The sequence below is a fragment of the Streptomyces sp. NPDC059668 genome, from assembly GCF_042734135.1.
GTDB lineage: Bacteria > Actinomycetota > Actinomycetes > Streptomycetales > Streptomycetaceae > Streptomyces.
This window is the reverse complement of sequence record NZ_JBHWEL010000086.1, coordinates 2,671-14,557: the sequence shown is the minus strand read 5'-3', so window position 1 is coordinate 14,557 and position 11,887 is coordinate 2,671. Positions and strand designations below refer to the sequence as shown.

Below are 11,887 nucleotides of genomic sequence, written 5' to 3'. Positions count from 1 at the left end.
GATCGGCTCACCAGACGCACGCGTCCCACCTGACGTACGAGACGCACGAGGAGATAACCCGGTGGTCACCCAGGAACAGCGGCGGCGTCAGCTCGCCCGGGAGAAGTTCTTGCGGCAGCAGCAGCGGCGCACGGCCGCGCGGCGCAAGTCACACATGCGGAACACGGTGGTCGCGTCGGTCCTCGGCGTGGTCGTCGTCGGCAGTGTGGTGTCGTACGCGACCGGGGTCTTCAAGAACGACGACAAGAAGGCCAACGCCGGCGCGGAGGTCACGCCGAGCGCCTCCCCGACCAGCAAGGCGCCGGATCCGTGCAACAAGCCGGCCGAGGGCGCGGTGAAGTCGCTGAGCTGGAAGAAGGAGCCGGCGATGACCATCGACAAGTCCGCGAACTACACCATGAAGATGGCCACGACCTGCGGAGACGTGGACATCGCGCTCAACGCGGCGGCGGCTCCGCACACGGTGAACTCGTTCGGCTTCCTCGCGGACAAGGGCTTCTTCGACCACACGAAGTGTCACCGGCTCACCACGAACGGCATCTACGTGCTGCAGTGCGGTGACCCGAAGGGCACCGGCAGCGGCGGTCCCGGGTACACGATCCCGGACGAGAACCTGAAGGACAAAACCCTCAAGGGCGGCGTCTACCCGGCGGGCACGGTCGCCATGGCCAACACCGGTCAGAAGCACACCGGCGGCAGCCAGTTCTTCCTCGTCTACCAGGACAGTCAGCTGCCGGCCACTTACACACCGTTCGGAACTATTTCCAAGTCCGGTCTCACGGTCCTCAAGAAGATCGCCGCGGCCGGCGAGAGCACAGGCCAGGGCGACGGCGCTCCGAACGCGACAGTCGTGGTCAACAAGATGACCGTGACGAAATCCTGACCGCCGGCCGCCGAATTTCGGTCGTGCTGGATGCGGACAGCCGCCGTGCTGGTCGCCTATGTTGGCCGTGACGAAACTGTGGACGATGCCCGGGGGCACTGAAGCCCCTCGGGGGCATCATGTGGAGGAGGCGCTGTGAGCAGCGACCCGTGGGGCCGCGTCGACGAGACGGGGACCGTGTACGTGCGTACGGCCGACGGCGAGCAGGTCGTCGGTTCCTGGCAGGCCGGCTCCCCCGATGAGGCGCTGGCCTACTTCGAGCGCAAGTACGAAGGCCTGGTTGTGGAGATCGGCCTCCTCGAGAAGCGAGTGAAGACCACCGACCTGTCGGCGAAGGACGCCCAGACCGCCATCGACCACATCCGCGCGCAGGTGGACGCCCACCACGCGGTCGGTGATCTGGCCGCGCTGAAGGTACGGCTGGACAAGCTCGTCGAGACGGTGGACGCGCGCCGTGAGGAGCGCAAGGTCCAGCGCGCGAAGCAGTCCGACGAGGCGCGGCACTCCAAGGAGGCGCTGGTCGTCGAGGCGGAGGAGCTGGCGCAGAGCGACCAGTGGCGGGCGGCCGGTGAGCGGCTGCGCTCGCTGGTGGACACGTGGAAGGGGCTGCCGCGACTCGACCGCAAGTCGGACGACGAGCTGTGGCACCGCTTCTCGCACGCGCGCTCGGCGTTCTCCAAGCGCCGCAAGGCGCACTTCGCCTCGCTGGACGCGCAGCGCGAGGACGCCCGCAAGACCAAGGAGAAGTTGGTCGCGGAGGCCGAGTCGCTGTCCGCCTCGGCGGACTGGGGTCCGACGGCGGCGCGCTACCGCGAGCTGATGGCGGACTGGAAGGCCGCGGGCCGTGCCCAGCGTGAGCACGAGGACGACCTGTGGAACCGCTTCCGCGGCGCCCAGGACGTGTTCTTCGCGGCGCGTGGTTCGGTGTTCGCCGAGCGGGACGCGGAGCAGACGGAGAACCTGAAGCTCAAGGAGGAGCTGGCCGAGGAGGCCGAGAAGCTCGTCCCGGTGCAGGATCTCAAGGCCGCCCGGGCCGCCTTCCGCTCGATCAACGAGCGCTGGGAGGCCATCGGCCATGTGCCGCGTGACGCCCGCCCGAAGGTCGAGGGCCGGATGCACACGGTGGAGCGGGCTCTGCAGGAGTCCGAGGAGGCCGAGTGGCGCCGGACCAACCCGGAGGCACGCGCGCGTGCCGAGGGTCTGACCGGTCAGCTGCAGGCCGCCGTGGACAAGCTCCAGGGCCAGATCGAGACGGCGCGCTCGGCCGGCAACAGCTCGAAGGCCGACAAGCTCCAGCGTGAGCTCGACGGCCGTCAGGCGCTGCTCGACCAGGCGCTGAAGGGGCTGCAGGAGTTCGGCGGCTGAGCAGGCCGTCGCCCTCCGCGCAGGGACAGACGAGAGGGGCTCCCGTACACCGGTACGGGAGCCCCTCTCGTCTGTGCCCTAGGGCCTGCGCGCCGACGTCACCCGGTACACGTCGTACACGCCCTCCACGCCCCGCACCGCCTTCAGGACGTGTCCCAGGTGCTTAGGGTCGCCCATCTCGAAGGTGAAGCGCGAGGTGGCGACGCGGTCGCGGGAGGTCTGGACGGCCGCGGACAGGATGTTGACGTGCTGGTCGGACAGGACGCGGGTCACGTCGGAGAGCAGCCGCGAGCGGTCCAGGGCCTCGACCTGTATGGCGACCAGGAAGACCGAGGACTGCGTGGGCGCCCACTCCACGTCGAGGATGCGCTCGGGCTCGCGCGACAGGGACTCCACGTTGACGCAGTCACTGCGGTGGACCGAGACACCGCTGCCCCGGGTGACGAAGCCGATGATGGGGTCGCCGGGGACCGGGGTGCAGCAGCGCGCCAGCTTGACCCACACGTCGTCGACGCCCTTGACGACCACGCCGGGGTCGGCGTTGGAGCGGCGCTTGCGGCCGCGTCCGTGGGCGGGCGGGACGCTCTCGTCGATCTCCTCGGTGGCCGCCTCCTCGCCGCCGAGGGCCTGCACCAGTTTCTGCACGACGCTCTGCGCGGCGACGTGGCCCTCACCGATCGCCGCGTACAGCGAGGAGATGTCGGGGTAGCGCATCTCGTGCGCGAGCGTCACCAGGGAGTCGCCGGTCAGGATGCGCTGGATCGGCAGGTTCTGCTTGCGCATCGCGCGGGCGATGGCGTCCTTGCCCTGCTCGATCGCCTCGTCGCGGCGCTCCTTGGAGAACCAGGCGCGGATCTTGTTGCGGGCGCGCGGGGACTTGACGAAGCCGAGCCAGTCGCGGGACGGTCCGGCGCCGGCCGCCTTGGAGGTGAAGACCTCCACCAGGTCGCCGTTGTCCAGGGTGGATTCGAGCGGGACGAGGCGCCCGTTGACCCGTGCGCCTATCGTGCGGTGGCCGACCTCCGTGTGGACCGCGTACGCGAAGTCCACGGGGGTCGCGCCCGCCGGGAGCGCTATGACGTCGCCCTTGGGCGTGAAGACGAAGACCTCGTTGCGGGACAGGTCGAAGCGCAGCGACTCCAGGAACTCGCTGGGGTCCTCGGTCTCCTTCTGCCAGTCCAGCAACTGGCGCAGCCACGCCATGTCGTTGACGGCGTCCTTGTCCTTGCTGACGCTCTTCGGGGCGTCCGTGCGCACCTTGGAGGCGCCGGCGGAGGGCTCCTGCTTGTACTTCCAGTGCGCGGCGATGCCGTACTCGGCACGGCGGTGCATGTCGAACGTACGGATCTGGAGTTCGACCGGCTTGCCGTTCGGCCCGATGACCGTCGTGTGCAGCGACTGGTACATGTTGAACTTGGGCATCGCGATGTAGTCCTTGAACCGGCCGGGGACCGGGTTCCATCGCGCGTGCACGGTGCCGAGGGCCGCGTAGCAGTCGCGGACGGTGTCCACGAGGACGCGGATGCCCACCAGGTCGTAGATCTCCGCGAAGTCACGGCCGCGGACGATCATCTTCTGGTAGACGCTGTAGTAGTGCTTCGGGCGGCCGGTGACGGTCGCCTTGATACGGGCCGCGCGCAGGTCGGACTGGACCTCGTCGGTCACTATGGCGAGGTATTCGTCGCGCTTGGGGGCGCGTTCGGCGACCAGGCGCACGATCTCGTCGTACATCTTGGGGTAGAGGATCGCGAAGGCGAGGTCCTCCAGCTCCCACTTGATGGTGTTCATGCCCAGGCGGTGGGCGAGCGGCGCGTAGATCTCCAGGGTCTCGCGCGCCTTCTTCTCCTGCTTCTCGCGCTTGAGGTAGCGCATGGTGCGCATGTTGTGCAGGCGGTCGGCGAGCTTGATGACCAGGACACGGGGGTCCTTGGCCATGGCGACGACCATCTTGCGCACGGTCTCGGCCTGCGCGGCCTCACCGAACTTGACCTTGTCCAGCTTGGTCACGCCGTCGACGAGCAGGGCGACCTGGTCGCCGAAGTCGCGCTTGAGGGTGTCCAGGCCGTACTCGGTGTCCTCGACCGTGTCGTGCAGCAGGCCGGCCATCAGGGTGGCCGGGTCCATGCCCAGCTCGGCCAGGATGGTGGTGACGGCGAGCGGGTGCGTGATGTACGGGTCACCGCTCTTGCGCTTCTGGCCGCGGTGCCAGCGTTCGGCGACCTGGTAGGCCTTCTCGACCTGCCGGAGCGTCGCCGTCTCGATCTTGGGGTCGTTGCTGCGCACTATCCGCAGCAGAGGCTCCAGAACCGGGTTGTACGGGTTCGAGCGCTGCACGCCGAGCCGGGCCAGGCGGGCGCGGACCCGGTTGGAGGAGCCGCCGGTGCGCGCGGGCTGGCTCGGTGTGGAGCGGACCGCCGGGGTGCTCGCGGCGCGCTCGGGAAGGGCCGGCTTGGGCCGGGGCTGCTCGGCCGCCTTGTCGTCGGGCGCGGACTGGGCGTGCTCGACCGGCCCGGGAGCGGCGCTCTTCGCGGGCGTGTCCGTACCGCCCGAGGCGGGCTCGGGCTTGGCGGCGGTGAGTGGCTGGGCCTCGTCTGGCAAGAGGGCTCCTCGTGCGCGTTCCGGGTCCCCCGGTCAGGCTCCGGAGACCCCATGGTAGCGATCCTGGGCGCCGGCCTCTCTTTCGGCGGTGGGAACGCCCTGTGCAGGGGGAACGCGAGAGGCGGGCGCCGGATTCCTCCGGGCCCGCCTCCGACGGTGTCCTACGGGTGTCCCAGGCCTTTCCCGAAGCCTTCGCGGGCCTTTCCTGGGCGTTCCCGAGTCGCTCAGATCTGGAGGAGTGCCTCCAGCGGAGCGCCCGCGAGAGCGGGCTCCAGGCGGCCGCGGCCACCGAGGAAGCCGAGCTCCATCAGCACGGCGACGCCCGCGACCTCGGCGCCCGCGCGGCGGACGAGCTGGAGCGAGGCCTCGGCGGTGCCACCGGTGGCGAGGACGTCGTCGACGACGAGGATGCGGTCGCCCGCGTCCAGGTCCTCGGCGTGCACCTCGATCTCGGCGGAGCCGTACTCCAGGTCGTACCTCTGCGACAGGGTGGCTCCGGGGAGCTTGCCCGCCTTGCGTACGGGGATGAAGCCGAGCCCGGCGCGGACGGCGACCGGGGCACCGAGGATGAAGCCGCGGGCCTCCAGGCCGACGATCTTCGTCGCCCCGGTGCGGACGGCGATCTCCGCCAGCGCGCCGGTGAGCGCCTCGAAGGCCACCGGGTCGGCCAGCAGCGGGGTGATGTCCTTGAACATCACACCCGGCTCCGGATAGTCGGCCACGTCGCGGATACGGCTGAGCAGCAGCGTGGAGACGTCCGTCAGCTCGGTCATCGGCGCTTCCCCGAAGGTCGGCCGCGGCCCCGGTTGCGGGACGCGGGCTGGTTGCGCGGGCCGACGACCGCCGGTGTGGCGTCCTCCGACTCGTCATCGTCGTCGAACGGGACGGCCGAGGCCGGCGCGTCCAGGGGTTCGCCCTTCGCGGCCGCCTGGGCGCGCTTGGCGAGGACGCGCTTCCTGAGCGCCTTCATCTGCGGCTCGCGCTCCTTGAGGTCGGCGACGAGCGGCGTGGCGATGAAGATCGAGGAGTACGCGCCGGCGGCGAGGCCGACGAACAGCGAGAGCGAGATGTCGTTGAGCATGCCCGCGCCGAGCACGCCGCCACCGATGAACAGCAGGCCCGCGACGGGCAGCAGCGCGACGACCGTGGTGTTGATCGAACGGACCAGGGTGCCGTTGATCGAACGGTCGGCGATCTCGCTGTACGTGTAGCGGGTCTGCTTGGTGATGTCCTTCGTCTGCTCCTTGAGGCTGTCGAAGACGACCACCGTGTCGTAGAGCGAGTAACCGAGGATCGTCAGCAGACCGATCACGGTGCCCGGGGTGACCTCGAAGCCGACCAGGGCGTAGATGCCGACCGTGATGGTGATGTCGTGGATCAGGGCGACCAGAGCGGCCACGGCCATGCGCCACTCGAAGGCGATCGCCAGGTAGATCACGACGAGGACCATGAAGATCGCCAGGCCCTCCCAGGCCTTGTTGGCGATCTGGTCACCCCAGCTGGGGCCGACCAGGTCCGCGTTGATGTTCTCCGAGTCGACCTTCAGGTCCTTGGCGAGCTGGTCCTTGATCTGGCCCGACTTGTCGGTGTCGATGCCCGCGATCTGGATGCGCAGGCTGCCGTCGCCGAGCTTCTGGACGATGGCGTCGTGACCGGAGGCTTCCTGCGCGTACGTCTCGGTCTGGGTCACCGAGGACGACATGTGCTTCTGGGTCGTGAAGACGGCTCCGCCCTGGAACTCGATGCCCATGTTCAGGCCCCGCACCGTCAGACCGAGGATGGCCGTGATGGTGATCAGGATCGAGATGGCGTACCAGATCTTGCGCTTGCCGACGAAGTCGTAGCCGATCTCACCGCGGTGGAGCCGGGCGCCGAGGGTGCCGAGTTTCGACATCTCACGCCTCCTTCGTGTCGACGGGGGCGGACGCGCGACGGGTGCGGCGCAGCGGCGGCTGGGCGCCCAGCCTCTTCGGGTCGAGTCCGGACCAGCTGTGGCCGCTCGCGAAGAACTTCTTGCGGGCGAGGATCGTCATCAGCGGCTTGGTGAAGAGGAAGACGACGACCACGTCGAGCAGGGTGGTCAGGCCGAGCGTGAACGCGAAGCCCTGGACCTTGCCGACGGTGACGATGAAGAGCACCGCGGCGGCGAGGAACGACACGAAGTCGGAGACCAGGATGGTGCGCCGGGCGCGCGGCCAGGCACGCTCGACGGCCGGGCGCAGGCTGCGGCCCTCGCGGATCTCGTCCCGGATGCGTTCGAAGAACACGATGAACGAGTCCGCCGTGATGCCGATCGCGACGATCGCGCCGCAGACCGCCGGCAGGTTCAGCGCGAACCCGATGGCGGGGCCGAGCAACGCCATGAGCACGTACGTGAGGATGGCGGAGACCATCAGGGAGGCGATGGCGATGATCGACAGACCCCGGTAGTAGACCACCAGGTAGATGATGACCAGGCCCAGGCCGATCGCGCCCGCGATGAGACCGGCGTGCAGTTGCTCGCCGCCGAGGGCCGCCGTCACGGTGGTGACGCTCGCCGCCTTGAAGGTGAGCGGCAGCGCGCCGTACTTCAGCATGTTGGCCAGGTCCTGCGCCTCGGTCTGCGTGAAGCTGCCCGAGATCTCCGCGTTGCCGCCGGTCAGCGCCTGGTTGACGTACGGGTCGGAGACGACCTCACCGTCGAGGACGATGGCGAACTGGTTCTGCGGGGACTGGTTCTTCGCGAGCTTGCCGGTGATGTCGGCGAACTTCTTGGAGCCACCGGACGTGAAGTCCATGGTGACCTTCCAGCCCGCGGCGCTCTGGGTGTCGAAGACGGCCGCGGCGCTCTTGATGTCCGTGCCGGAGACCTCGGCCGGGCCGAGCACGTACTTCTGCCACTGGCCCGAGGAGTTCTGGCCACAGGCCACCGTGGGGTCGGTGGCCTTGACGCCGTCTCCGGCCTTGGCTCGGACGGCCTTGTCGGTGCAGTCGAGCGCGGCGTACTGGGCCTGGAGCTTGGCGGTCGCGGGGTCGACGGAGCCGCTGGGCGCCGGCGTGGTGCCGGTGGAGGCCGACGACTTCGCCGAGGCGGTCGCGGACGGCGTGGCGTCGGCCTTCAGGGCGTCGGTGACCGCACGGCCCTGGGAGGTGGCCGTGGCCGACGGGGTCGCGGAGCTCGACGACGTCGCCTTGCCGGTCGCCTTGTCGCTCGCCTTGTCCTTCGAGGAGTCGCTGCTGGAGGCGCTCGGCGAGGGGGTGCCCGTCGCGGCCTTCCCGGAGACCTCGGTGACCAGCACCGGGCGGAAGTAGAGCTTGGCGGTGGTTCCGACCTGCGCCAATGCCTGCTTTGAGTTCGTGCCCTTGGGGATGTTGACGATGATGTTGCGATCGCCCTGGGTCTGGACCTCGGCCTCGGAGACACCAAGACCATTGACACGGCGGTTCATGATGTCGACCGCGGTGTTCATGTTGGTCTTGTTGATCGCGTTCGGCTGGCCCGGCTCGTTCTTCGCCTCCAGCGTGATGCTGGTGCCACCGGCGAGGTCGATGCCGAGACGCGGGGTGGAATGCCCGGAGAGGAACATCCCCCCGGTGAGCGCCACGAGGGCGATCAGGATGAGGGCAAGCGAGCGCCCCGGCCTGCTCTGGGCACTCGCGCTCCGGCCCTTCTTCGGTGCTGCCACCTTCTCGTACTCCCTCTCGGGCCGCCTCGCGCGGGGTCAGCGCGTGGGCGGCCATGACATGGTGTCGGGACTCCGTGCGACAGAGGCACATCCCTGGGGTTCACGGGGCGCGAGCGGATCGCGCCGTGTTCCCCCGGGGATGCTACTTCGCGCCGGACTCGCCGTCGGTCTTCTTCGGCTCTGCTGCGTCGCCCTCGGCCGGCTTCGCGTCGGCGGGCTCGTCCGCGGCGTCCTTCTTGCCGAGGTCGATGGGCTTGTCGTCGGAGGCGTCGGAAGCGGCGTCGGCGGCGGGCTCGTCGGTCTCGGTGAGGGAGGAGGCGTCGTCCGGGACAACCGAGCCGTCGGCCTCGAGGTCGTGCTCGATGCCGTGCACGATGCGGTTGTACTCGTCGTCGGTGAGGACGGCGCCGATCGAGTTCTTCGCGAAGAGGAGGTCCACGCCCGGACCCGCGTCAAGGAGGACCGAGTCCTCGTTGACCTCCTTGACAGTGGCGTACATGCCACCGATCGTGCGCACGCCGGAGCCGGGCTGCATGTCGTTGCGCATGGAAGCAGCCTGCTGCTGCTTCTTCTTGGCAGACCGGGTCATCAGGAACATGGCCCCGATGAGCACGATGAACGGGAGGAGGGTCACGAGACTCACGGGTCGGAACTTCCTTCTTCGACCGCGATGGTGAGCGGCCTGCTGGATGGGGGTATGTATGTCGCCGACAAGGGCGGCATCGGCGGAGTCTAAGCGAGTCCGCACTCAGGGAACAACGCTCAGCATGGCACCGGGGTTCCTGACCCCGCGAGCGCGCACGCCGTCACGCCCCGAACAGGTCCCCTTGTCCGTTTCCCCCCATGGCCCGCTGGGGCGGAGTGAGACCGAGATGTGCCCATGCCGCCGGAGTCGCGACGCGACCACGGGGCGTACGGGCGAGCAGTCCCTCGCGCACCAGGAAGGGCTCGGCGACCTCTTCCACGGTCTCCCGCTCCTCCCCCACGGCGACCGCGAGGGTGGACAGCCCGACCGGGCCGCCGCCGAAGAGCTTGAGCAGGGCTTCCAGGACGCCCCGGTCGAGGCGGTCGAGACCGCGGGCGTCGACCTCGTAGACCTTCAGCGCGGCCGCGGCGATCTCGCGGGTGATGACGCCGTCGGCCCTGACCTGCGCGTAGTCCCGGACCCGGCGCAGCAGGCGGTTGGCGATACGGGGCGTGCCGCGGGAACGGCCGGCGATCTCGGCGGCGCCCTCGGTGTCGATCTCGACGTCGAGGAGGTTCGCGGAGCGGTGGATGACGCGCTCCAGCTCGGCGGGTTCGTAGAACTCCATGTGCGCGGTGAAGCCGAAGCGGTCGCGCAGCGGGGGCGGCAGCAGACCCGCCCGGGTGGTGGCGCCGACCAGGGTGAACGGCGGCAGCTCCAGGGGGATCGCGGTGGCCCCGGGGCCCTTGCCGACGATCACGTCGACGCGGAAGTCTTCCATCGCCATGTACAGCATCTCCTCGGCGGGCCGGGACATGCGGTGGATCTCGTCCAGGAAGAGCACCTCGCCCTCCTGGAGCGAGGAGAGGATCGCGGCGAGGTCCCCGGCGTGCTGGATGGCGGGGCCGCTGGTGATGCGGATGGGGGCACCCATCTCGGCCGCGATGATCATCGAGAGGGTGGTCTTGCCGAGGCCGGGGGCGCCGGAGAGCAGCACGTGGTCGGCGGTGGCGCCGCGGGCGCGGGCGGCGCGCAGCACGAGGTCGAGCTGCTCACGGACCTTCTCCTGGCCGATGAACTCGTCCAGGTCCTTGGGCCGCAGGGCCGCCTCGACGGCCTGGTCCTCACGGTCGGCGGACGCGCCGACGAGCCGGTCGGCGGCGGTCTCGTCGGTCGTGTCGTCCCAGTTCATTGCGTGTGCCTCGCGGTGTGGTGGTGGGTCTGCCGGTGGGTCGGCGGGCGCCGGTCGGGTCGGGCGGCGGGCCGCCGGGTCAGCGGGCCCGGTTGAGGGTCTGCAGGGCGGCCTTCAGGAGCCGGCCCACCTGGGGTGTGCCCTCCTCGGCCTCGGCCTGCGGGGCCACCGCCGAGACGGCCTCGTCGGCCTCGCGGGTGGCATATCCGAGGCCGATCAGCGCGGCGTGCAGCTGCTCGCGCCAGCCGGTGCTGACCGGGGCCCCGGGTCCGGCGCCCGTGCCGAGCGGCGCGCCGAGCCGGTCCTTGAGCTCCAGGAGCAGTTTCTGGGCGCCCCGCTTGCCGATGCCGGGCACGGCGGTGAGCGCCTTCTCGTCATCGGTGGCGATCGCCCGGCGCAGGGCGTCGGGGGTGTGCACGGCGAGCATGGCCTGAGCGAGGCGCGGACCGACGCCGCTCGCGGTCTGCAGCAGCTCGAAGGTCCCGCGCTCGTCGTCGTCCGCGAAGCCGTACAGGGTCAGGGAGTCCTCGCGGACGACCAGGGACGTGGCGAGCCTGGCCGGCTGTCCCATGCGGAGCGCGGCGAGGGTGCCCGGCGTGCACTGGACGGCGATGCCGATGCCGCCGACCTCCACCACCGCTGAGTCGGGGGCGAGGGCGGCGACCGGGCCGCTGACGAAGGCGATCATGCGGTACGGCCTTTCGATGCGTGGTGCGGTGCGGCCTGCGACGCCGCTTGCGCCGCGTGCAGGGCGGCCGCCTGCTGGAGTCGGTTCTGCGCGACGGCCTGCTGGGGTCCGTTTCGCGCGACGGCCTGCTGGAGCCGGTTCTGGGCGGGTGCGCGCCAGATGTGACAGATCGCGAGCGCGAGGGCGTCGGCGGCGTCGGCGGGCTTGGGCGGCGCGTCGAGTCTGAGCAGCCGGGTGACCATCGCTCCGACCTGGGCCTTGTCCGCGCGTCCGCTGCCGGTGACGGCGGCCTTGACCTCGCTCGGGGTGTGCAGGGCGACGGGGATGCCGCGCCGGGCGGCACAGAGCATGGCGACGGCGCTGGCCTGGGCGGTGCCCATCACCGTACGGACGTTGTGCTGGCTGAACACCCGCTCCACGGCGACGAATTCGGGCGCGTACTCGTCGAGCCACCGCTCGATGCCCTGCTCCACGGCGACGAGGCGCAGACCCAACTCGGCGTCCGCGGGGGTGCGTACGACACCGACCCCGCACATCGTCAGCGGCCGGCCCGCGACTCCTTCGACCACGCCGACGCCGCATCGGGTCAGCCCGGGGTCCACTCCCAGTACCCGCACCCCGGTCCCCCTCGTCCTTCGTCGGTCTCCCCCGGTCACCCACGGGGTGACGGCTGTTCGTGCAGGCTATCGGGTGCCACTGACAAAGCGACGGGCCGACGGGGTGTTTTCCCGCGGCCCCGTAGGCGGTGAGCGGGTGCGGCGTCGACCCTATCCCATTACACCTGGCGGGCAGGGGAGTTTGGGGAGAACTG

Annotated in this window: 10 protein-coding genes; 2 read left to right on the top strand and 8 right to left on the bottom strand. The window is 70.1% G+C overall.

Annotated features, from left to right (window positions below; all coding sequences use genetic code 11):
• Positions 1-61 precede the first annotated feature (61 nt).
• Together ACFV2J_RS36825 and ACFV2J_RS36820 are read left to right on the top strand one after the other, a co-directional pair.
• Complete coding sequence (locus tag ACFV2J_RS36825) at positions 62-883, top strand: peptidylprolyl isomerase (protein ID WP_385096434.1); 822 nt, start codon at positions 62-64, stop codon at positions 881-883.
• A 135-nt stretch (positions 884-1,018) separates the two neighbouring features.
• On the top strand, positions 1,019-2,248 hold the full coding sequence (locus tag ACFV2J_RS36820; protein ID WP_385096437.1) for a DUF349 domain-containing protein: 1,230 nt from the start codon (positions 1,019-1,021) through the stop codon (positions 2,246-2,248).
• 78 nt (positions 2,249-2,326) lie between these two features.
• On the opposite strand, the gene ACFV2J_RS36815 is transcribed toward ACFV2J_RS36820, so the two are convergent.
• From ACFV2J_RS36815 to ruvC, 8 genes are all read right to left on the bottom strand, one after another.
• The gene (locus ACFV2J_RS36815; protein ID WP_385090016.1) at positions 2,327-4,846 is read right to left on the bottom strand and encodes a RelA/SpoT family protein; all 2,520 of its coding nucleotides are present in this window, start codon (positions 4,844-4,846) and stop codon (positions 2,327-2,329) included.
• Between the two features lie 224 nt (positions 4,847-5,070).
• Positions 5,071-5,619, bottom strand: coding sequence for an adenine phosphoribosyltransferase (locus tag ACFV2J_RS36810; RefSeq protein WP_385090019.1), 549 nt, complete (start codon positions 5,617-5,619; stop codon positions 5,071-5,073).
• Positions 5,616-6,740, bottom strand: coding sequence for a protein translocase subunit SecF (secF, locus tag ACFV2J_RS36805; RefSeq protein WP_385090021.1), 1,125 nt, complete (start codon positions 6,738-6,740; stop codon positions 5,616-5,618). The genes ACFV2J_RS36810 and secF overlap by 4 nt, the downstream gene beginning before the upstream one ends.
• 1 nt (position 6,741) lies before the next feature.
• Complete coding sequence (gene secD / locus ACFV2J_RS36800) at positions 6,742-8,511, bottom strand: protein translocase subunit SecD (RefSeq protein WP_385442808.1); 1,770 nt, start codon at positions 8,509-8,511, stop codon at positions 6,742-6,744.
• 142 nt (positions 8,512-8,653) lie between these two features.
• Positions 8,654-9,154 (bottom strand): preprotein translocase subunit YajC, encoded by a 501-nt coding sequence (gene yajC / locus ACFV2J_RS36795; protein ID WP_385090027.1) that lies wholly within the window; start codon positions 9,152-9,154, stop codon positions 8,654-8,656.
• Between the two features lie 163 nt (positions 9,155-9,317).
• Positions 9,318-10,388 carry a Holliday junction branch migration DNA helicase RuvB gene (gene ruvB, locus ACFV2J_RS36790; RefSeq protein ID WP_385090030.1) on the bottom strand — a complete coding sequence of 357 codons (1,071 nt, stop codon included), beginning with the start codon at positions 10,386-10,388 and terminating at the stop codon, positions 9,318-9,320.
• A gap of 79 nt (positions 10,389-10,467) precedes the next feature.
• Positions 10,468-11,076: a Holliday junction branch migration protein RuvA gene (gene ruvA, locus ACFV2J_RS36785; RefSeq protein WP_385090033.1), complete on the bottom strand. Its 609-nt coding sequence runs from the start codon at positions 11,074-11,076 to the stop codon at positions 10,468-10,470.
• Positions 11,073-11,693 (bottom strand): crossover junction endodeoxyribonuclease RuvC, encoded by a 621-nt coding sequence (ruvC, locus tag ACFV2J_RS36780; RefSeq protein ID WP_385090036.1) that lies wholly within the window; start codon positions 11,691-11,693, stop codon positions 11,073-11,075. The genes ruvA and ruvC overlap by 4 nt, the downstream gene beginning before the upstream one ends.
• Positions 11,694-11,887: the final 194 nt, after the last annotated feature.